Genomic DNA, 20,480 nt, shown 5'->3' with positions numbered 1-20,480 from the left:
CAGGCGCTAGCTGGCCGGCCCCGGCCCGGGATCACGGGTCAGGCCAGCGCGGTGCGCAGCTCGTTGGCGATGGCCGCCTGGTCCAGTTCCTGGCCGATCACCACCAGGCGGCTACGGCGGTTCTCGCCGGCCAGCCACTGGCGATCGAAGTGCCTGTCGAAACGCTTGCCGACACCCTGCACCAGCAGGCGCATGGGCTTGCCCGGAATGGCGGCGAACCCCTTGATGCGAAGTATGTCGTGACGCTCCACCAGCTCGCCGAGGGCCTCGAGCAGCGCGGCTTCCTCCACCTCGGGGAGATCGACGTGGAAGGAGTCGAACTCGTCGTGGTCGTGGTCCTCGTGGCCTTCGTGGTCGTGATGGGTGGGCCGGCGGTCGATGTGCAGCTCGGCCTCGGCGTTGAGTCCCAGCAGGACCGAGAGCGGCAGCTCGCCCCGGCTCGCCTCGACGATCTTCACCGCCGCCGGCAGCTCCCCGGCGATCTCCGCGCGGACCCGCGCCAGGGCCTCGGCGTCGAGCTGGTCGGCCTTGTTCAGGATCACCAGGTCGGCGCTGGCCAACTGGTCCTCGAACAGTTCGTGCAGCGGCGATTCATGGTCGAGGTTGGGGTCCTGGCGGCGTTGCTGGTCGACCTGCTCGGGATGGGCGGCGAAGGTGCCGGCCGCCACCGCCGGGCTGTCGACCACGGTGATCACCGCGTCGACCGTGCAGGCGTTGCGGATTTCCGGCCACTGGAAGGCCTGCACCAGCGGCTTGGGCAGGGCCAGGCCGCTGGTCTCGATGAGGATCTGGTCAAGGTCACCACGGCGCGCCACCAGCTCGCGCATCACCGGGAAGAACTCTTCCTGCACGGTGCAGCACAGGCAGCCGTTGGCCAGTTCGAAGACCCGGCCCTGCGCCTCCTCCTCGCTACAACCGATGGAGCATTGCTTGAAGATCTCGCCGTCGATGCCGAGTTCGCCGAACTCGTTGACGATCACCGCGATGCGCCGGCCTTCGGCGTGGTCCAGCATGTGCCGGAGCAAGGTGGTCTTGCCGGCACCGAGGAAGCCGGTGACGATGGTGACGGGGAGTTTCGCCAGGGTTTTCATGGGCAGCCCTTGTTCAGCTCGGCGGGCATGCGGACGAGTGGCGCGGACGCTGGCCGCGCAACGGATTCGCCACCGGATCACCCCGCCCGGTTGTATGGAAGTCTTGTTCCCCGCGCATCGCACCGCGGGATCGACGAGGCAGGTCTCCTGGCTCACGGTCTGGCGTCGCCGCCGGTTCCCCGCCTTCCCGCGTCACGCAGTGGCATTGGGGAACGATCGCCGTTCACAGTTGCGGGGGCAGCCGCGGCATCGACCGCGTTCCCTCTTAGCCCCGCCGTCGCCGGCGAGGAACCTCGAACCGGCAAGGCTACGCAGTGCGCCGGCCAGGGTCAATCGGGCCGGTTGACGCCCGGTCTGCCTTCATGCTGTCCTAGGCGGGTTGTCCCAGGTGTCTCGTGCCGGCGCGCACGAGGTGAAACGGGAAGCCGGTGACGCTCTTCGAGCCAGTCCGGCGCTGCCCCCGCAACGGTAAGCGCATCGCGCGAGCCCGGAGACCGGCCTGGAACCTTTCGTTTGATTCACCCGCGGTGGGCGGGCGCAAGCGTGAAGCGGGCCATCCGGTCCCGTTCCTCGTGCGTACGCCTCTGCAAGTCCAGCCAATCCAGAGGGAACGCACCATGTCGAGCAGCACCCTGGCGCACGCCAGCGCCACCATCTCCCTATCGAAGCGACTGAGCCTGGCCATCGGCGCCGGCCTGCTCGGCGCGTTGCTGGTGTACTTCGCCGGCTTCTCGCACATCGACGCGGTGCACAACGCCGCCCACGACACCCGGCACAGCTCCGGCTTCCCCTGCCACTGAGCGCGCGAGAACTTCCGATGATCAAACGCATCGCCCAGACCGCCGGCTTCGCCGGCCTGCTCGCCGCCCTGCTGCTGTCACTGTTGCAGATTCTCTGGGTCACCCCGCTGATCCTCGAGGCGGAGACCTACGAGAACAGCGAGCCGGTCGCGGCCCAGCCCCACGAACATGCTCCCGGCGTCGCCGCCCATGTTCACGACGAGGAGGCCTGGGAGCCGGAGAACGGCTGGCAGCGTACCCTCTCCACCACCGGCGGCAACCTGGTGGTGGCGGTCGGCTTCGCCCTGATGCTCGCCGGCCTGTTCACCCTGCGCGCGCCGGGCCGGACCTGGCAGGGCCTGCTCTGGGGCCTGGCCGGCTACGCGGTGTTCTGCCTTGCGCCGTCGCTGGGCCTGCCGCCGGAGCTGCCGGGAACCGCCGCGGCCGACCTGGTGCAACGCCAGTACTGGTGGATCGCCACCGCAGCCGCCACCGCGGTGGGCCTGGCCCTGCTGGCGTTCGGCGGCAACTGGCCGCTGAAGCTGGTCGGCGCCGCGCTGCTGGCGCTGCCGCACCTGTTCGGCGCGCCGCAGCCCGAGGTCCACGCCAGCCTGGCGCCGGCAGCCCTGGCCCAACGTTTCGTGATCGCCTCGCTGGTCAGCAATGCGCTGTTCTGGGCCGCCCTCGGCCTGACCGCTGCCTGGCTGTTCCGGCGCAACCGCGCCGGTGTCGACGCCTGACCTCCGTCCACCCGCGCCCCTTGCCGGTCGCGGGTCCATAGTGTCTCCCCTTCCACTTCCTCCGGTCCGCGCATGCCCCTGCCCACCCCCAGCCTGCTGATCGCCGGCATCGGCTGCCGCCGAGGCTGTAGCGCCAGGCATCTGCGCGCGCTGCTGGAGCGAACCCTGGCCGAACACGGGCACACCCTGGCCGAGCTGGACGCCCTCGCCAGCATCGACGGCAAGCGCGACGAACCCGGCCTGCGGCAACTGGCTACGTTGCTCGGACGCCCCGTGCATTTCCTGGCGCCCGCCGCCCTGCTCGACTACGAGCCGCGCCTGCTCAGTCCCTCCGCCGTCGCGCTGCGCGAAACCGGCTGCTCCAGCGTCGCCGAGGCCGCCGCCCTGGCCCTGGCCGAACGCCTGGGCGGCGGTCGCGCCGATCTGCTCGGGGCGAAACGCAGCGACGACCGGGCGAGCATCGCCCTGGCACGCCCTTTCACCGAACGAGAACTCCCATGACCGTCTATTTCATCGGCGCCGGTCCCGGCGACCCCGACCTGATCACCGTCAAGGGGCAGCGCCTGATCCGCCAGTGCCCGGTGATCCTCTACGCCGGCTCGCTGGTTCCGCAAGCGCTGCTCGAGGGACACCAGGCCGGCCAGGTGGTGAACACCGCCGAGCTGAACCTCGAACAGATCGTCGAGCTACTCGCGCAAGCCCATCGCCGCGGCCTCGACGTCGCCCGCGTGCATTCCGGCGATCCGTCCCTGTACGGCGCCATCGGCGAGCAGATCCGCCACCTGCGCGAACTCGGCGTCCCCTATGAGATCGTCCCCGGGGTCACCGCCACCGCCGCCTGCGCCGCCCTGCTCGGCTGCGAGCTGACCCTGCCCGAGGTGTCCCAGACGCTGATCCTGACCCGCTACGCCGCGCGCACGAAGATGCCGGAAGGCGAGAGCCTGGGCGACCTGGCGCGGCACCGGGCGACCCTGGCGATCCACCTGGGCGTCGCCCACCTGGCGAAGATCGTCGAGGAACTGCTGCCGCACTACGGCGCCGACTGCCCGATCGCGGTGATCCACCGGGCCAGTTGGCCGGACCAGGAACAGGTTCGCGGCACCCTCGCCGACATCCTGCCCAAGGTCGCCGCCAGGCATTTCCGCCGCACCGCGCTGATCCTGGTCGGCGAGGTGCTGGCCGCCGAAGGCTTCGCCGACTCCTCGCTGTACCGCGCCGGGCATAGACACCTCTATCGAGCCGGCGAATGAACCGCCGGCCTCGGGTTCGGCGCCGACCGCCGGCAGCGCGCCTGGACTCGCCGCAAGGCTTGCGACAGCGGGCCGGCCCGGCTAGCGTTCAGCGCTGGCCCCTTTTTTCCTGAAGCCCTCGGACACCCATGAAACGATTCCTCCTCGGTCTGCTCCTGCTGCTGGCGGTCGCCGCCGGCGTCCTCTACTTCGTCCCCGCTACCCTCCTCGCCAGCGTACGCACCGTCGAGCGCGGTCTCGCCGGTCTCAGCGAGCACAGCGTGCAGGTCGACAACCTGGAGATCGCCTACCTGGAAGGTGGCTCGGAAAAGAACCCGACCCTGTTGCTGATCCACGGCTTCGGCGCCGACAAGGACAACTGGCTGCGCTTCGCCCGGCCGCTGACCGAGCGCTACCATGTGGTCGCCCTCGACCTGCCCGGCTTCGGCGACAGCAGCAAGCCGCAACAGGCCAGCTACGACGTCGGCACCCAGGCCGAGCGAGTCGCCAACTTCGCCGCCGCCATCGGCGTGCGCCGCCTGCACCTGGCCGGCAACTCCATGGGCGGGCACATCGCCGCGCTCTACGCGGCGCGCCATCCGGAACAGGTGCTATCGCTGGCGCTGATCGACAACGCCGGGGTGATGCCGGCACGCAAGAGCGAACTGTTCGAGGACCTGGAGCGCGGCGAGAATCCCCTGGTGGTACGCCAGCCGGAAGACTTCCAGAAGCTGCTCGACTTCGTGTTCGTCCAGCAACCGCCGCTGCCGGCACCGCTCAAGCGCTACCTCGGCGAGCGCGCGGTAGCTGCCTCGGCGTTCAACGCGCAGATATTCGAACAACTGCGCCAGCGCTACATCCCGCTGGAGCCGGAACTGCCGAAGATCGAGGCGCCGACCCTGCTGCTGTGGGGCGACCGCGACCGCGTGCTGGATGTCTCCAGCATCGAGGTGATGCGTCCGCTGCTGAAGCGGCCCAGCGTGGTGATCATGGAAAACTGCGGACACGTGCCGATGGTCGAGCGCCCGGAGGAAACCGCGCAGCACTACCAGGCCTTCCTCGACGGCGTACGGAACGCCCAGGTGGCCGGTCGCTGAAAACGCGAACCGGCGCCTGGGGCGCCGGTCCGGGGGAGCGGGAGCCGTCGCGGGGACGGCTCGGATACAGGCTTCAGGCCTGGATCAGGTTGGCGATCTGCACGTCCGGGTCGACGTCCTGCTCATAGTCGACGCCAGCGACCTCGAAACCGAACAGGTTGAGGAATTCGCTCTTGTAGCCGGCGAAGTCGGTCAGCTCGTAGAGGTTCTCGTTGGTCACCTTGTCCCACAGTTCCTCGACGCGGGACTGCACTTCCGGCTGCAGTTCCTTGTAGTCGGCACGCAGGCGGCCTTCCTCGTCGAGGCGCGGCTCGGCGCCGTACAGGCTCTCGCGGTACAGGCCATCGACCTGCTCGATGCAGCCTTCGTGGGTGCCCTGCTCCTTCATTACCTTGAACAGCAGCGACAGGTACAACGGCATCATCGGGATCGCCGAACTGGCCTGGGTCACCACCGCCTTGAGCACCGAGACCCGCGCGTCGCCGCCCAGCGGGGCGAGCCTGTCGCGAATACCGAGGACCTTCTGGTCGAGATCCTTCTTGGCCGCGCCGATCGAGCCGTTCCAGTAGATGTCGTGGGTGATCTTCTCGCCCAGGTAGGTGAACGCGGTGGTCTTCGCGCCGTCGGCCAGCACGTCGGCCTCGAGCAGCGCGTCGATCCACATCTGCCAGTCTTCGCCGCCCATCACCGCAACGGTATCGGCGACTTCCTGGTCGCTGGCCGCCTCCAGGACCACGTCCTTGATCACTTCCTTGTCGGTGTCCAGGCCACGGAAGCTGACCGACTTGCCGATCGGCTTGAGGGTCGAGGAGAACACTTCGCCGGTCTTCGGATGGGTACGGCGCGGCGCAGCCAGGCTGTAGACCACCAGGTCGACCTTGCCGAGATCGCGCTTGATGGTCTCGATGGTCAGCCGCTTCACTTCGTCGGAGAACGCGTCGCCGTTGATGCTGCGCGCGTACAGACCTTTCTCGTGGGCGAACTTCTCGAAGGCCGCCGAGTTGTACCAGCCGGCGGTGCCAGGCTTGCTCTCGCTGCCCGGACGCTCGAAGAACACCCCGAGGGTATCGGCGCCGGAACCGAACGCGGCGGTGATGCGGGCAGCCAGGCCATAGCCGGTGGAGGAACCGATGACCAGGACCTTCTTCGGTCCGTTGACGACGGGGCCCTTGGCCTCGACGTAGTCGATCTGTTGCTTGACGTTGGCCTCGCAGCCTGCCGGATGGGTAGTGACGCAGATGAAGCCACGCACGCGCGGTTTGATGATCATGAAAACCTCGGTTGCTAGATGCCGGAAAAGCACATTCAGGAGCTAGAGACGTCGCGCATTGTAAATGAGACACCTCCGCTTGGGCGGGCCGAAGACAGGAATCGTGACCAAAGGGTCACGCGGCGCAGCCCAGGCATAAAAAAACCCGCTCCGGAGAGCGGGTCTTCTCGGCTTGGAATCAGGCTCAGACGGCCTTTTCCAGCTCCGGCACGGCGTCGAACAGGTCGGCGACCAGGCCGTAGTCGGCGACCTGGAAGATCGGCGCCTCTTCGTCCTTGTTGATCGCGACGATCACCTTCGAGTCCTTCATGCCCGCCAGGTGCTGGATGGCACCGGAGATACCCACCGCGATGTACAGCTGCGGGGCGACGATCTTGCCGGTCTGGCCGACCTGCATGTCGTTCGGCACGAAACCGGCGTCGACCGCGGCGCGGGAGGCGCCGACGGCGGCGCCCAGCTTGTCGGCCAGGGCGTAGAGGATCTTGAAGTTGTCGCCGTTCTGCATGCCGCGGCCACCGGAGACCACGATCTTGGCAGCGGTCAGTTCCGGACGGTCGGACTTGGCCAGCTCTTCGCCGACGAAGGCGGACTTGCCGGCATCGGCCGGACCGGAAACCTGCTCGACGGCAGCCGAACCGCCTTCGGCGGCGACGGCGTCGAAGCCGGTGGTACGCACGGTGATCACCTTGACCGCAGCCGAGGACTGCACGGTAGCGATGGCGTTGCCGGCGTAGATCGGACGCTTGAAAGTGTCGGGGCTGACCACTTCGACGATCTCGGAGAGCTGGTCGACGTCCAGCAGCGCGGCGACGCGCGGCAGGAAGTTCTTGCCATTGGTGGTGGCCGGGGCCAGCACATGGCTGTAGCCCTTGCCCAGCTCGGCGATCAGCGGCGCGACGTTTTCCGGCAACTGGTGGGCGTAGGCGGCGTTGTCGGCGACCAGCACCTTGGAGACACCCTCGACCTTGGCGGCGGCTTCGGCCACGGCGGCAACGTTCTGCCCGGCGACCAGCACGTGGATGTCGCCGCCAATGGCCTTGGCAGCGGCAACGGTGTTCAGGGTAGCGCCCGCCAGGGCGGCGTTGTTGTGCTCAGCGATAACCAGGATAGCCATTAGATTACCTTCGCCTCGTTCTTCAGTTTCTCTACCAGTTCAGCCACGGACTTGACCTTGATGCCAGCGGAGCGCGCAGCCGGCGCCTCGACCTTCAGGGTCTTCACGGTGGAAGCGGTGGAAACGCCCAGGGCGTCCGGGGTCACCACGTCCAGCGGCTTCTTCTTGGCTTTCATGATGTTCGGCAGCGACGCGTAGCGCGGCTCGTTCAGACGCAGGTCGGTGGTGACGATGGCCGGCAGGTTCAGCGCGACGGTCTGCAGGCCGCCATCGATCTCGCGGGTCACATTGACCTTGTCGCCAGCGACCTCGACCTTGGAGGCGAAAGTGCCCTGGGCGTAGCCGGTCAGCGCGGCGAGCATCTGGCCGGTCTGGTTGTTGTCGCTGTCGATGGCCTGCTTGCCGAGGATCACCAGCTGCGGCTGTTCCTTGTCGACCACGGCCTTGAGCAGCTTGGCCACGGCCAGGGAGTTCAGCTCGTCGTTGCTCTCCACCAGGATCGCACGGTCGGCGCCCAGCGCCAGCGCGGTGCGCAGTTGCTCCTGGGCGGCGGTCGGGCCGACGGAGACAGCGACGATCTCGCTAGCCACGCCCTTCTCTTTCAGGCGCACGGCTTCTTCCACGGCGATTTCGCAGAAGGGGTTCATGGACATCTTGACGTTGGCGAGGTCGACGCCGGAGTTGTCCGCCTTGACGCGGACCTTGACGTTGTAGTCGACCACTCGTTTGACTGCTACAAGAACCTTCATGGATTCCTCGTTATTCTCCGGTGAATAAGGATGTCGCCAGACAGGCCTGGCCGGTGATGCTCGCCGGCCGGAAACCGACACTCTGCTAGACAGCGACCGCAAAACCGCCCGTATCTTGACCGGATCACCCTTTTCGGTCAATACGGCAAAAGGGTGGTTCTCCCCCCTCGAATGCCGATTCTATCAGGCTTCCAAAGAATTCAAACAAACGTTTGTATTGGACCTGCCCATGCAGCTATATATAATGCGCCCGCTCTGATCAGGGAAAGATCTCAGCCACCAATAAACAGATACCGTGAGCCTTGAGTAGGAGATCGATTGTGGAACGCGAATACATGGAATTCGACGTCGTCATCGTCGGCGCCGGCCCCGCCGGTCTGTCCGCCGCATGCCGACTGAAGCAGAAGGCCGCCGAAGCCGGTCAAGAGATCAGCGTCTGCGTGGTCGAGAAGGGTTCCGAAGTGGGCGCCCACATCCTCTCCGGCGCGGTGTTCGAGCCGCGCGCGCTGAACGAACTGTTCCCCGACTGGAAGGAACTCGGCGCACCGCTCAACACTCCGGTGAGCGGCGACGACATCTACGTCCTGAAGAGCGCCGAGAGCGCCACCAAGGTGCCCAACTTCTTCGTGCCCAAGACCATGCACAACGAGGGCAACTATATCATCTCCCTGGGCAATCTCTGCCGCTGGCTGGCCCAGCAGGCCGAAGGCCTGGGCGTGGAGATCTACCCGGGCTTCGCCGCCCAGGAAGCGCTGATCGACGAGAACGGCGTGGTCCGCGGGATCGTCACCGGCGATCTCGGCGTCGACCGCGAAGGCAATCCGAAAGAAGGCTACTACACCCCCGGCATGGAGCTGCGGGCCAAGTACACCCTGTTCGCCGAAGGCTGCCGCGGGCACATCGGCAAGCAACTGATCAAGAAATACAACCTGGACAGCGAGGCCGACGCCCAGCACTACGGTATCGGCATCAAGGAAATCTGGGACATCGACCCATCCAAGCACAAGCCCGGCCTGGTGGTGCACACCGCCGGCTGGCCGCTGAACGACGAGAACACCGGCGGTTCGTTCCTCTACCACCTGGAGAACAACCAGGTGTTCGTCGGCCTGATCATCGACCTGTCCTACAGCAACCCGCACCTGTCGCCGTTCGACGAGTTCCAGCGCTACAAGCACCACCCGGTGGTCAAGCAGTACCTGGAAGGCGGCAAGCGCGTGGCCTACGGCGCCCGGGCCATCTGCAAGGGCGGCCTGAACTCGCTGCCGAAGATGGTCTTCCCCGGCGGCGCGCTGATCGGTTGCGACCTCGGCACCCTGAACTTCGCCAAGATCAAGGGCAGCCACACCGCGATGAAGTCCGGCATGCTCGCTGCCGAAGCGATCGCCGAGGCCCTGGCCGCCGGCCGCGAAGGCGGCGACGAGCTGGCCAGCTACGTCGATGCGTTCAAGGCCAGCTGGCTGTACGATGAACTGTTCCGCAGCCGCAACTTCGGCGCGGCCATCCACAAGTTCGGCGCCATCGGCGGCGGCGCGTTCAACTTCATCGACCAGAACATCTTCGGCGGCAAGATCCCCGTCACCCTGCATGACGACAAGCCGGACTACGCCTGCCTGAAGAAAGCCAGCGAAGCGCCGAAGATCGACTACCCGAAGCCGGACGGCAAGCTCAGCTTCGACAAGCTGTCCTCGGTATTCCTCTCCAACACCAACCACGAGGAAGACCAGCCGATCCACCTCAAGCTGGCCGATGCGAGCATCCCGATCGAGAAGAACCTGCCGCTCTACGACGAGCCGGCCCAGCGCTACTGCCCCGCAGGCGTGTACGAAGTGGTGGCCAACGACGACGGCAGCAAGCGCTTCCAGATCAACGCGCAGAACTGCGTGCACTGCAAGACCTGCGACATCAAGGACCCGGCGCAGAACATCACCTGGGTGGCGCCGGAAGGCACCGGCGGGCCGAACTACCCCAACATGTAAGACAAACGAAAAAGGCTCCCTCGGGAGCCTTTTTCATGCTGCACCTGTCAGTCCGGCTGCGGACCGATGGGAAAGAACTCGCCATGGCTCCAGACGCCGAGCCATTCGACGCCATCGATCCGGCGCGGTACCGCCAGCTCGACCAACTGGTAGAACACGTTGCGATGCACCAGCGCCTCGAGGTTGTCGCGCACCCGCAGGTACGGGGCTGGCTCCTGGGTAGCGGCATCGATCTCGACCCGCAGGGGATGCCCGGCATCCGCCTCGACCTCGTCCTCGACATTGGTGACGAAGCGCAGCGCCTGCGCCTCGCCCTCGCCCTCCACCTCCAGGGCCACCGCCACGAACGGGGCATCATCGACGCGGATGCCGACCTTTTCCACCGGCGTCACCAGGAAATAGTCGTCGCCGTCGCGGCGGATGATGCTGGAGAACAGCTTCACCATCGGCTTGCGACCGATCGGCGTACCCAGGTAGAACCAGGTGCCGTCGCGGGCGATGCGCATGTCGATGTCGCCGCAGAACGGCGGGTTCCACAGGTGCACGGGCGGCAGGCCCTTCTTCTCGCCCCTGGGGATCTGCGCCAGCAGGTCGTTGGCCTTGCCGGTATCACTCATAGCCTGTTCCTCGACTGTTCAGGCCCAGCAGTTCCTGGGCGTATTGCTCCAGCGGCGGACGCAGCAGGTCTTCCGGGGTGGCGTCGTAGAACGTCAGGAAACCGCCGCGGCTGCGGATGGTCGCGCTATCTACCAGGAAACGGGTGCTGGTCTCGATCAGCATGACCTGGATGACACTGCGATCGCGCCCGACCCGGCCGAGTTCCTCTTCGTCTTCCCACTCCTCCCAGTTGCCGATCCTGTTGTCGCCACGGGCGAAACGGCAGTACAGCAGGTAGTGGGCGCCGGCCGCGCGCGCCTCGCGCATCGCGTCGTCCAGGCCGAGCGGCGCCTTGGCCCGGCGCACCAGCGGGAAATACTCGACGAATCCCTCGAAGGCCTGCTCGGCCACCACGTTCGGCCGCGCGTAGCGATAGCCGGGCGGCACGAACGGCCCCTGGCCGATGTAGATGAAGGAGTCGGCCTGGATCCGCCGGTTGTTGCTGCGCTGGCTGGCGCTGTGGTCGAGCACCCCGGCATCGCGCAGGTAGTAGTCGGCGCCGTCGGCCAGGTCGCCGGGCTTCATGCAGGCGGACAGGCTACCCAGCAGGAGCATCGCCAGGGCGATACGGAACAGGTGCAACATCGGTCATCTCCCCTGCCGGCGTCGGAAAACCGGCGAATGACGAGCCGATGCAGCTTCCGCGCCATCACAGGCCACGCTGCCACTCCTGGCGCAAGGCCGCGTGCTGCGGCTGCTCGATGGCCTGGCGGACCTCGGCCAGCAGGCGCGCCTTGTCGGCGCCCAGTTCGCCCTTGAGCACCAGATAGTTGGAAGCGTGGTCGCTGCGAAATACCGTGTCCTCGAGCTCCAACCCCTGCAACAGGCGCTCGACCTCGACGAACAAGGCGCGCCGATCCAGCGCCTCGAAGTCGGCGAAGCCAGCACGGAAACGCTGCTCGCCGGTAGGGAAACTCACCACCAGGGTCGACAGGTACTCCGGCTGGGCAGCGTTCATCAGGCGCGCGGAGTTGTCCGCGTGCTGCGCGCTCAGGGTCATTCCGCCAAGACCGTTGAGGATCATCACCGAACGACTGATCCCCGCCTCGCCAAGCTTTTCCAGCGCATCCAGGGTAGAGGCATAGGTCTCGCCCTTGTTGACCCGCGCCAATACTTCGTCGTCGCCGGACTCGGCGCCGACATAGGCCATTCGCAGCCCGGCGTCGGCCAGTTCGCGCAACTCGTCGACCGACTTCCTGCGCAGGTTGCGCGGCAGGCAATAGCTGGAGACTCGCTCCACCTCCGGCAGGTGCCGCCTGATCGCCTCCAGCACCACGAGCAGGCGTCGGGTCGGCAATACCAGCGCATCGCCATCGGCGAGGAATACGCGCTTGACGATCAGGCGCTCGCCGCAGCGCCGAATCTCCTCCAGCACCTCGGCTTCGTCGCGGGCACGGAATTTCTTCTGCGGCTGCGTGTACATCTCGCAGAAGCCGCACCGGTTCCAGGAACAGCCGTTGGTTACCGGGAGGATCAGCGAGTGCGCTTCGCTCGGTGGCCGGAATACCGGCTCGATGTAATGGATGGGGAATTCATGGGCAATCATCGGGGCTCTCCTGGAAGACCACGTGCCGTCGCCATCCGCGCCGGCACGTAGACGCAGCGGTTTTCAGGCCGAGGGCCAGGTCGGCTACGACGGATCGATGAGCGACAGCATATCCCGCCGACGAACGACACGCGGGACGCAGCGCCTGCGTCCCGCGCGGAGACCGGCCTCAGGCGGCCGGGTTTTCGCCGTCGCGCTTGCGCTTGTTGCCCATGCGCACGCCGATATCCATCAGGAAGTGGAAGAAGCCTTCCTGGTCTTCCAGCACCTCGCGCCAGAACGGCGAGTGATACAGCGCCACGGCGCCGTGCACCAGCGCCCAGGCGGCGCAATAATGGAAGTACGGCGGAACGTTCTCCAGCTTGCCGTCGGCGATCCGCTCCTTGATCAGTTGGGTCAGGCGTTCGAAGTTGGAGGCGCGGATCTTGTGCAGCTCCTCGACCATCTCCGGTACCTGGCTGGTCTTCACCACCTTCTCTTCCAGGCGGTCGAACAGGCGGTAGCGCTGCGGATCGCGCATGCGGAACTCGAAATAGGCACGCGACAGGGCTTCCTTGTCGCGGGCCACGTCTTCGGAATGGAACAGGGCGGCGAGATCGCGCTCGTAGTCCAGCATCAGGCGCAGATAGATCTCCGCCTTGGACTTGAAGTGCTTGTAGATCGTGCCTTTGCCGATGCCGACGGCATCCGCGATCATCTCGACCGTTACGCTGTCTTCCCCCTGTTCGAGGAACAGCTTGAGGGCGGTATCGAGAATCTCCTGTTCACGGCGACGAAATTCACGAACTTTGCGAGGCTCTTTCTGCATAAAAAGACTGTCAGGTCAAAATGAGTCAAAAATCGAAGCCGCGTATTATGCCTATTCAGCACGAAAATGCACGGAACATCCGACGATGAATTGTTACCAGGACGAATTCGACCAGACCAACGGTCTGCGCTACCTCAACCACGCGGCGGTCGCACCCTGGCCGAGACGCGCCGCCGACGCGGTGAGCGCCTTCGCCCGGGAGAACGTCGCCCTAGGCGCCAGCGACTATCCGGAATGGCTGAAGATAGAACATCGCCTGCGCGAGCGCCTTGTCCGACTGCTCAATGCGCGCGCCGGCAGCGACCTCGCTCTGGTCAAGAACACCTCCGAGGCGCTTTCCTTCGTGGCCTTCGGCCTGGATTGGCGAGAGGGCGACCAGGTCGTCATCGGCAATGAGGAGTTCCCCTCCAACAGGGTGGTCTGGGAAGCCTTGCGTCCGCGCGGCGTCGAGGTGATCGAGGTCGACCTCGCCGGCGACGATCCCGAGGGTGCCCTGCTCGCCGCCTGCGGCCCGCGTGCCCGACTGCTGTCGATCAGCGCGGTGCAGTACGCCAGCGGCCTGCGCCTTGACCTGGAGCGCATCGGCGCGGGATGTCGCCGCCGCGGTGTGCTGTTCTGCATCGACGCGATCCAGCAGCTCGGCGCCCTGCCCTTCGACGTACAGGCCTACGATTGTGCCTTCGCCATGGCCGATGGGCACAAGTGGATGCTCGGCCCCGAAGGGCTGGGCGTCTTCTATTGCCATCCCGGGCAGCGTGAGCGCCTGGCGCTGCACGAATATGGCTGGCACATGCTGGAGCATGCCCTCGATTACGAGCGCCGCGACTGGCGGCCGGCGCGCAGCGCCCGGCGCTTCGAATGCGGCAGCCCGAACATGCTCGGCGCGATGGCCCTGGAGGCCAGCCTGGGTTTGCTGGAAGAGGTCGGCATGGAGCAGGTCGGCCGACAGCTCGCCGAGCGCGTACAGTGGCTGCAGGATGGTCTCTCGGCCATCGCCGGGATCCGCCTGCACAGCCCACGGAATCCAAGTCGGCGCGCGGGCATCCTGACCTTCAGCCTGGACGGCCGGGACAACCGGATACTCTTCGAAACACTCCGCCAGGAGCGGATCATCTGCGCCCAGCGTGGCGGAGGTATCCGTTTTTCCCCGCATTTCTACACGAGTTCGACGGTGATCGACGACACGCTTGCGATAGTACGCCAGGCCGCAGGCGCCTAGGTGCTCAAGGATGGCAGCGGTATTCCAAATCTGTTTAAAAAACCACCAGCCCCGTCTGGACGCCCCACGAACATGACCAATACTGAAAGGTACTGGCGCGCGGTATCTCCCCCCAAGTACCCAGCCAGTGAAGGTACCGAGGAACGCGTACCTTTGTTCCACTCCTAATGGTCTTGACCCGGATTCATCCCCCAGAACCCGGGTTTTTTTTATCCACTCGCCAGCTTATGCCGGCCTGGCCAGCGGGAACAGCCGGTGGAAGTTGGCGGTGGTCTGCTCCGCCAGGATCTCCAGGCTGACACCCCGCAGCGGCGCGAGGAACTCGGCGACATCGCGCACGTATTCCGGCAGGTTCGGCTTGCCGCGATGGGGAATCGGTGCCAGGTATGGCGAGTCGGTCTCCACCAGCAGCCGGTCGGCCGGTACCTGGCGAGCCACCTCGCGCAGGGCATCGGCATTGCGGAAGGTGACGATGCCGGACAGGGAAATGTAGAAACCCAGGTCCAGAGCCGCCCGCGCCATTTCCCAGTCTTCGGTGAAGCAGTGCAGCACGCCGGCCTGCGGCAGCGCCGCCTCGCGTAACAGCGCCAGGGTGTCGGCGCGCGCCTCGCGGGTATGCACCACCACCGGCTTGCCGGTGATCCGCGCGGCCTCCAGGTGCAGGCGAAACGCCTCCTGCTGCAACTCGGCGGCTTCCGGTTCGTAGTGGTAGTCGAGGCCGGTCTCGCCGATCGCCACCACCCGCGGATGCGCCAGTTCGCCCAGCAGCCAGTCGAGCGCCGGCGCGCGCCCCGGCTCCAGGTCCAGCGGATGCACGCCGACCGAGCAGTGCACGTCGGCATGGCGCTCGGCCAGGGCCTTCACCGCCTGGGCATTGTCGGCGCTGACGCCGATGCAGAGGAATTGACCGACGCCGCGCGCCCGCGCGGCATCCAGCGCCGCATCGAGCGAGCCGCCATGGGCGGCCAGGTCGAGGCGATCGAGGTGGCAGTGGGAATCGACCAGCATGATCCTGTCTAGCGTTACATCGTGTGGGTCGGCCGGTCCGACTTCAGCGCCCCGGCCAGGTAGGTTTCGATCTTGTTGCGGGCGGTGTTGTCCCCGTCGTTGAACTGCACGCCGATGCCCGCCGCGCGGTTGCCCTGGGCGCCCTTCGGGGTGATCCAGACGACCTTGCCGGCCACCGGGATCTTCTCCGGCTCTTCCATCAGGTTGAGCAGCATGAAGACCTCGTCGCCGAGCTTGTAGTTCTTGTTGGTGGGAATGAACAGCCCGCCGTTCCTGATGAACGGCATGTAGGCGGCGTACAGCACGGACTTGTCCTTGATGGTCAAGGACAGGATGCCGTTACGCGGCCCGAGATTGGGTGGCAAACTCATGCAGGTTCCTGCCAGTCGAATATCAGCGGGATTCTAGCCCGGCCCGGGCAGGCTTGCCCACTGCACCAGTAGGGCTTCGAGAAGCAGCACACGGTTGAGGTTGGCCTTGTTCAGCACTTTCTGCCGCTGCTGCAGCAGCCAGTCCTGCATGGCCAGCACCTTGGCCTGCCCGGACTTGTCGCCCAGGTACTGGACCACCTTGCGCATGTCGGCCAGGCCCAGTCCTTCCTCGTCACGGGTCAGCTGGTAGCGCAGGATGCCCAGCGTCCAGTCGCAGAACCAGTCGAACAACAACGGCAACGGCACGCCGTTCCAGCTTTCGGCTAGCTGACTGGCGGCGATCTGCTGCTTGAGCAGCTTCTTCACCCCGTCGACCACCTGCGCGCGCTGCTCGCGCACACCCTGGCCGTACAGGCGTTGGGCGGTGAGCGGCGAGCCGCCGGAAAGCGCCAGCAGTTCCTCCAGGGCCTCGGCCGGCTCGTCGGGCAGCGCCCGCGCCAGCCATTCCAGACTCGCCGCCGCGCCCGGCAAAGGGCAGGCCTGCTGCACGCAGCGGCTCTTGATGGTCGGCAACAGGCGGCTGGGCTGGTGGCTGATCAGCAACAGCACGGTATCGCCCGACGGCTCTTCGAGACTTTTCAGCAGGGCGTTGGCGGCATTCACGTTCATCGCCTCGGCGGGCTCGAGCAATACCACCTTGCGTCCGCCCAGTTGCGCGGTCTGCACCACGAAGCCAACCAGGTCGCGGACCTGGTCGACCCTGATCGGCTTCTCCGCCTCCTCCGGCTCCAGCACGAAGTAGTCCGGATGGGTACCGGCGGCCAGCAACTGGCACGCCTTGCACTCGCCGCATGCGCCAGCGGCGGCGGGCCGCTGGCAGAGCAACTGGGCGGCCCAGTGCTCGGCCAGGGCGCGCTTGCCGATCCCGGCGGGACCGTAGAGCAGATAGGCGTGGGCGTGCCGGGCACGGCCGCCCAGTTGGCTCCAGAGCGCCTGCTGCCAGGGATAGATATCAGCCATGCAGACGCTCCAGCAGATTCGGCAGCAGCCGATCCAGGCCAGCCTGCACCTCGGCCAGCGGCAACCCGGCGTCGAGCACCTGGTAACGCTGCGGGGCCTGCGCGGCGCGCTGCAGGTAGGTCTGCCGCACGGCTTCGAAGAAACGTCGGTCCTCCTGCTCGAAACGGTCGAGCCGGCCCCGCGCCGCCGCCCGCGCCAGGCCGATTTCCACCGGCAGGTCGAAGACCAGCGTGAGGTCGGGCCGCAGGTCGCCCTGGACGAAGCTTTCCAGCGCGGCGATGCGCGCCTCCGGCAAGCCGCGCCCGCCGCCCTGGTAGGCATAGGTGGCATCGGTGAAGCGATCGCAGAGCACCACGGCCCCGCGCGCCAGCGCCGGGCGGATGACCCCGGCGATATGCTGGGCCCGCGCGGCGAACATCAGCAACAGCTCGGTATCGGCAGCCATCGGCTCGTCGCTGGGCGCCAGCAGTAGTTCACGGATGCGTTCGGCGAGAGGCGTGCCGCCAGGCTCGCGGGTCAACTGCACCTCGACGCCGCGCTCGCGCAGGCGCTCGGCCAGGTAGTCGCGGTTGGTGCTCTTGCCGGCCCCTTCCGGGCCCTCCAGGGTGACGAACAGGCCGGTCACACGGCACTCCTTATCTTGGCTGCGCCGCTCACTGTGGCGGCGGGGTGATGGGCGCGGGGCTGGAGCGATAGTCGGAACGACGCTTCAACTGGTACTCGCGGACCGCCTTGTTGTGCTCGTCCAGGCTGCTGGAGAACACATGGCTGCCATCGCCGCGCGCCACGAAATACAGGGTCTCGCCCTCGGCCGGATGCAGCGCGGCGCGAATCGCCTCGCGCCCGGCCAGGGCGATCGGGGTCGGCGGCATGCCCGGCACCACATAGGTATTGTAAGGGGTCGGTTCACGCAGGTCGGCACGGGTGATCTTGCCGTTGTAGCGCTCGCCCATGCCATAGATCACCGTCGGATCGGTCTGCAACAGCATGCCGCGCTGCAGGCGGCGGACGAAGACGCCGGCGATCTGCGAACGCTCTTCCGGCACGCCGGTTTCCTTTTCCACCAGCGAGGCCATGATCAGCGCCTGGTAGGCGTCGCGATAAGGCAGGTCCTGGCTGCGGCCATCCCATTCCTTGGCGAGGATGGTCTGCATGCGCTGGTAGGCCTTGCGCAGTATGTCGATGTCGCGCATGCCACGGGTATAGCGGTAGGTATCGGGGAAGAAGCGCCCTTCGGCCACTTCGTCGGGCTTGCCGAGGCGCTGCATGATCTCGCCGTCGCTCAGGCCGGCCAGGGTCTGCTCCAGCTTGCCCTGCCTGGCCAGCGCCTCGCGCACCTGGCGGAAGCTCCAGCCCTCGACCAGGGTCAGGCTGTACTGCACCACCTCGCCTTCGCGCCAGAGTTCCAGCAGGTCGGCGCCCCTCATCCCCGGCAGGAGGCGATATTCGCCGCTGTGCAGGGCCTGGTCCGGCAGGTTGAAACGCCAGTAGAGGCGCAACCAGAACGCCCCATGCAGCACCTCTTCCTGCTCCAGGCGCGCCAGCAGGCCGCCCGGCGTGGAGCCCGCGGAAACGTCCAGCAGGCGCTCCTCGGTCAATTGCAGGGGCTGCTCCAGCGCTCGCTGCTGCTGCCATGCAGCAAGGCCGACGCAGAGGCCAACGAACAACAGGCCACTCTCCAGCAGCACCAGCAGTTTACGCATCAAAGTCAGAAATCCAGGTCGTCGCGAAGTTGGTCTTGCAGTTTACGGGTCAGCTCGCCGACCGGCCAGACGTGCTCGTCCAATGCGCGGACCGGCCAGATGCCGAACTGGCTGTTGCACAGGAAGACCTCGTCGGCCGCCGCCAGTTCAGCCAGGGAAACATCCCGTATCGCCAGCGGGACGCCGATTCTTCCGGCGCGCTCGAGCAATTCCGCGCGCAGCACTCCCGCGACGCCGCAGCGCCGCAGGTCAGGCGTCACGAGGGTGCCGTCGAGAACCAGCAGCAGGTTGCTGAACACCCCCTCCACCACTCGTTCGTGCACGTCCAGCATGAGCCCTTCGGCATGCTCGGCGTCGCTCCACTCGGCACGGGCGAGGACCTGTTCCAGGCGATTGAGGTGCTTGAGGCCGGCCAGCAGGGGCTGCTCGGCCAGGCGCGTACGGCAGGCGAACAGGCGCACGCCTCGCTGCCAATGGCGCTCGGGATAGGCCGGACGCGGCGATGCGGCGAGGATCCGCCGCGGCGAAGCCTCGGCTGGCGGCGCGTAGCCACGCAGACCCTCGCCGCGGGTAACGATCAGCTTGGCCACACCGTCACCCAGCGCCGCGCAGAACGCCAGCAACTCCTGGCGCAACATCGCGGCGTCGAGAGGGATCGCCAGCCGTCGACACCCCTCTTCCAGGCGCGCCAGGTGGCGTTCCAGAAGACGCGGCGTGCCGGCGCGCACCGCCAGGGTCTCGAACAGCCCGTCGCCATAGGCCAGTCCGCGATCGCGCACGGACAGTTCGGCGGCGGGCCGGCCGTCGACCCAGTCCAGCATCAGTCGGCGAACCTGCGGAACACCAGGGTGCCGTTGGTGCCGCCGAAGCCGAACGAGTTCGACAGGGCCACGTCGATCTTGCGCGGCTTGGCTTGGTGGGCCACCAGGTCGAGGTCGCAACCCTCGTCCGGGTTGTCCAGGTTGATGGTCGGCGGGGCGACCTGGTCGCGCAGGGCCAGCACGCTGAAGATCGCCTCCACCGCGCCGGCGGCACCCAGCAGATGGCCGGTCATCGACTTGGTCGAGCTCATCGACAGCGCATGGGCATGCTCGCCGAACACGCTCTTCACCGCGGCGATCTCGGCGATGTCGCCGGCCGGGGTCGAGGTACCGTGGGCGTTGATGTAGTCGACCTGCTGCGGGCCCAGCCCGGCGTCACGCAACGCGTTCTTCATGCAGCGCGCGGCACCGGCACCGTCTTCCGGCGGCGCGGTCATGTGGAAGGCGTCGCCGCTCATGCCGAAACCGACCAGCTCGGCGTAGATCCGCGCGCCGCGGGCACGGGCGTGTTCCAGCTCTTCGAGCACCAGGGCGCCGGAGCCGTCGGACAGGACGAAGCCGTCGCGGTCCCTGTCCCACGGACGGCTGGCCCGGGTCGGTTCGTCATTGCGGGTGGACAACGCGCGGGCCGCGCCGAAACCGCCCAGGCCCAGGCCGCAGGCGGCCATTTCGGAGCCGCCGGCGACCATCACGTCGGCCTCGCCATAGGCGATGTTGCGCGCCGCCATGCCGATGCTGTGGGTGCCGGTGGTGCAGGCAGTGGTCAGGGCGTAGTTGGGGCCCTGCAGACCCAGGTGGATCGACAGGAAGCCGGAAACCATGTTGATGATCGAGCCGGGCACGAAGAACGGCGAGATGCGCCGCGGCCCCTGCTCGAACAGGGATTTGCAGTTGTTCTCGATATTGGTCAGGCCGCCGATGCCGGAGCCCATGGATACGCCGATACGCTCGCGATTGGCGTCGGTGACCTCGAGGCCGGAATCGCGAACGGCCTGGAAGCTGGCGGCGAGACCGTACTGGATGAACAGGTCGAGCTTGCGGGCTTCCTTGGCGGACAGGTACTCCTCGACATTGAAGCCTTTCACCGAACCACCGAAACGGGTGGAGTAGGCGGACAGGTCCATATGCTCGATCGGGGCGATCCCGCTGCGGCCGGCCAGGATACCTTCCCAACTGCTCGGGACATCCACGCCCAGCGGCGACAGCATGCCCATGCCAGTAATGACGACGCGTCTACGCGACACTACGACTTCCTCTTTCTCATTTCACGGGGTTGCGCCGA

22 protein-coding genes and 2 riboswitches are annotated in these 20,480 nt (G+C 66.7%); of the genes, 7 read left to right on the top strand and 15 right to left on the bottom strand.

What is annotated here, in order from left to right:
* Positions 1 to 38 precede the first annotated feature (38 nt).
* Positions 39 to 1,091, bottom strand: coding sequence for a cobalamin biosynthesis protein CobW (gene cobW, locus PSPA7_RS10615; protein ID WP_012075189.1), 1,053 nt, complete (start codon positions 1,089 to 1,091; stop codon positions 39 to 41).
* A 120-nt stretch (positions 1,092 to 1,211) separates the two neighbouring features.
* Positions 1,212 to 1,402: riboswitch (cobalamin riboswitch) on the bottom strand.
* Positions 1,403 to 1,460: 58 nt separating this feature from the next.
* A riboswitch (cobalamin riboswitch) is annotated at positions 1,461 to 1,608 on the top strand.
* Positions 1,609 to 1,708: 100 nt separating this feature from the next.
* Between cobW and PSPA7_RS10610 the strand changes: the two genes are divergently transcribed.
* The 5 genes from PSPA7_RS10610 to PSPA7_RS10590 all read left to right on the top strand — a co-directional run bounded on the left by PSPA7_RS10610 (position 1,709) and on the right by PSPA7_RS10590 (position 4,936).
* A complete protein-coding gene (locus PSPA7_RS10610) occupies positions 1,709 to 1,891 on the top strand; it encodes a CbtB domain-containing protein (RefSeq protein WP_012075187.1) in 183 nt (60 codons plus the stop codon).
* Positions 1,892 to 1,908: 17 nt separating this feature from the next.
* A complete protein-coding gene (locus PSPA7_RS10605; RefSeq protein ID WP_012075186.1) occupies positions 1,909 to 2,610 on the top strand; it encodes a CbtA family protein in 702 nt (233 codons plus the stop codon).
* Positions 2,611 to 2,682: 72 nt separating this feature from the next.
* On the top strand, positions 2,683 to 3,111 hold the full coding sequence (locus PSPA7_RS10600; protein ID WP_012075185.1) for a cobalamin biosynthesis protein: 429 nt from the start codon (positions 2,683 to 2,685) through the stop codon (positions 3,109 to 3,111).
* The gene (gene cobM, locus PSPA7_RS10595) at positions 3,108 to 3,860 is read left to right on the top strand and encodes a precorrin-4 C(11)-methyltransferase (RefSeq protein WP_012075184.1); all 753 of its coding nucleotides are present in this window, start codon (positions 3,108 to 3,110) and stop codon (positions 3,858 to 3,860) included. The genes PSPA7_RS10600 and cobM overlap by 4 nt, the downstream gene beginning before the upstream one ends.
* A 128-nt stretch (positions 3,861 to 3,988) precedes the next feature.
* The gene (locus PSPA7_RS10590; RefSeq protein ID WP_012075183.1) at positions 3,989 to 4,936 is read left to right on the top strand and encodes an alpha/beta fold hydrolase; all 948 of its coding nucleotides are present in this window, start codon (positions 3,989 to 3,991) and stop codon (positions 4,934 to 4,936) included.
* Between the two features lie 73 nt (positions 4,937 to 5,009).
* Here PSPA7_RS10590 and fabV read toward each other — a convergent pair whose 3' ends face one another.
* The 3 genes from fabV to PSPA7_RS10575 all read right to left on the bottom strand — a co-directional run bounded on the left by fabV (position 5,010) and on the right by PSPA7_RS10575 (position 8,069).
* A complete protein-coding gene (gene fabV / locus PSPA7_RS10585) occupies positions 5,010 to 6,206 on the bottom strand; it encodes an enoyl-ACP reductase FabV (RefSeq protein ID WP_003155818.1) in 1,197 nt (398 codons plus the stop codon).
* A gap of 184 nt (positions 6,207 to 6,390) precedes the next feature.
* On the bottom strand, positions 6,391 to 7,320 hold the full coding sequence (locus tag PSPA7_RS10580) for an electron transfer flavoprotein subunit alpha/FixB family protein (RefSeq protein WP_003155815.1): 930 nt from the start codon (positions 7,318 to 7,320) through the stop codon (positions 6,391 to 6,393).
* Positions 7,320 to 8,069 (bottom strand): electron transfer flavoprotein subunit beta/FixA family protein, encoded by a 750-nt coding sequence (locus PSPA7_RS10575; RefSeq protein WP_003155813.1) that lies wholly within the window; start codon positions 8,067 to 8,069, stop codon positions 7,320 to 7,322. The genes PSPA7_RS10580 and PSPA7_RS10575 overlap by 1 nt, the downstream gene beginning before the upstream one ends.
* A gap of 320 nt (positions 8,070 to 8,389) precedes the next feature.
* Here PSPA7_RS10575 and PSPA7_RS10570 point away from each other — a divergent pair, with 320 nt between their 5' ends.
* The gene (locus PSPA7_RS10570) at positions 8,390 to 10,045 is read left to right on the top strand and encodes an electron transfer flavoprotein-ubiquinone oxidoreductase (RefSeq protein WP_003155812.1); all 1,656 of its coding nucleotides are present in this window, start codon (positions 8,390 to 8,392) and stop codon (positions 10,043 to 10,045) included.
* A 47-nt stretch (positions 10,046 to 10,092) separates the two neighbouring features.
* Here PSPA7_RS10570 and PSPA7_RS10565 read toward each other — a convergent pair whose 3' ends face one another.
* The 4 genes from PSPA7_RS10565 to PSPA7_RS10550 all read right to left on the bottom strand — a co-directional run bounded on the left by PSPA7_RS10565 (position 10,093) and on the right by PSPA7_RS10550 (position 13,056).
* On the bottom strand, positions 10,093 to 10,662 hold the full coding sequence (locus PSPA7_RS10565) for a DUF1285 domain-containing protein (RefSeq protein WP_012075182.1): 570 nt from the start codon (positions 10,660 to 10,662) through the stop codon (positions 10,093 to 10,095).
* Positions 10,655 to 11,287, bottom strand: coding sequence for a DUF4823 domain-containing protein (locus PSPA7_RS10560; RefSeq protein WP_012075181.1), 633 nt, complete (start codon positions 11,285 to 11,287; stop codon positions 10,655 to 10,657). Before PSPA7_RS10560 ends, PSPA7_RS10565 begins: the two co-directional genes overlap by 8 nt.
* 64 nt (positions 11,288 to 11,351) lie before the next feature.
* Positions 11,352 to 12,248, bottom strand: a complete 897-nt coding sequence (locus PSPA7_RS10555) for a radical SAM protein (RefSeq protein WP_003155806.1) — start codon at positions 12,246 to 12,248, stop codon at positions 11,352 to 11,354.
* Between the two features lie 169 nt (positions 12,249 to 12,417).
* Positions 12,418 to 13,056 (bottom strand): TetR/AcrR family transcriptional regulator, encoded by a 639-nt coding sequence (locus tag PSPA7_RS10550; protein WP_003155803.1) that lies wholly within the window; start codon positions 13,054 to 13,056, stop codon positions 12,418 to 12,420.
* Positions 13,057 to 13,141: 85 nt separating this feature from the next.
* Between PSPA7_RS10550 and PSPA7_RS10545 the strand changes: the two genes are divergently transcribed.
* Complete coding sequence (locus tag PSPA7_RS10545; RefSeq protein ID WP_012075180.1) at positions 13,142 to 14,275, top strand: aminotransferase class V-fold PLP-dependent enzyme; 1,134 nt, start codon at positions 13,142 to 13,144, stop codon at positions 14,273 to 14,275.
* 225 nt (positions 14,276 to 14,500) lie between these two features.
* Here the strand turns inward: PSPA7_RS10545 and PSPA7_RS10540 are convergent, their stop codons facing one another.
* From PSPA7_RS10540 to fabF, 7 genes are read right to left on the bottom strand one after another with little or no spacing between them, the layout of a single operon-like run.
* Positions 14,501 to 15,283, bottom strand: coding sequence for a TatD family hydrolase (locus tag PSPA7_RS10540; RefSeq protein ID WP_012075179.1), 783 nt, complete (start codon positions 15,281 to 15,283; stop codon positions 14,501 to 14,503).
* 14 nt (positions 15,284 to 15,297) lie between these two features.
* Positions 15,298 to 15,654: a PilZ domain-containing protein gene (locus PSPA7_RS10535; RefSeq protein ID WP_003091119.1), complete on the bottom strand. Its 357-nt coding sequence runs from the start codon at positions 15,652 to 15,654 to the stop codon at positions 15,298 to 15,300.
* Positions 15,655 to 15,687: 33 nt separating this feature from the next.
* The gene (locus PSPA7_RS10530) at positions 15,688 to 16,674 is read right to left on the bottom strand and encodes a DNA polymerase III subunit delta' (RefSeq protein ID WP_012075178.1); all 987 of its coding nucleotides are present in this window, start codon (positions 16,672 to 16,674) and stop codon (positions 15,688 to 15,690) included.
* On the bottom strand, positions 16,667 to 17,299 hold the full coding sequence (tmk, locus tag PSPA7_RS10525; protein ID WP_012075177.1) for a dTMP kinase: 633 nt from the start codon (positions 17,297 to 17,299) through the stop codon (positions 16,667 to 16,669). The genes PSPA7_RS10530 and tmk overlap by 8 nt, the downstream gene beginning before the upstream one ends.
* A 28-nt stretch (positions 17,300 to 17,327) precedes the next feature.
* Complete coding sequence (gene mltG, locus PSPA7_RS10520) at positions 17,328 to 18,377, bottom strand: endolytic transglycosylase MltG (RefSeq protein ID WP_003155795.1); 1,050 nt, start codon at positions 18,375 to 18,377, stop codon at positions 17,328 to 17,330.
* Between the two features lie 5 nt (positions 18,378 to 18,382).
* Entirely contained in the window at positions 18,383 to 19,198 is an 816-nt protein-coding gene (gene pabC, locus PSPA7_RS10515; RefSeq protein WP_012075176.1) for an aminodeoxychorismate lyase, read from the bottom strand.
* On the bottom strand, positions 19,198 to 20,442 hold the full coding sequence (gene fabF / locus PSPA7_RS10510) for a beta-ketoacyl-ACP synthase II (RefSeq protein WP_012075175.1): 1,245 nt from the start codon (positions 20,440 to 20,442) through the stop codon (positions 19,198 to 19,200). Before fabF ends, pabC begins: the two co-directional genes overlap by 1 nt.
* Between the last annotated feature and the right edge of the window lie 38 nt (positions 20,443 to 20,480).

The sequence above is a fragment of the Pseudomonas paraeruginosa PA7 genome, assembly GCF_000017205.1.
Taxonomy (GTDB): Bacteria; Pseudomonadota; Gammaproteobacteria; order Pseudomonadales; family Pseudomonadaceae; genus Pseudomonas; species Pseudomonas paraeruginosa.
This window is presented reverse-complemented; position numbering and strand designations above follow the sequence as displayed.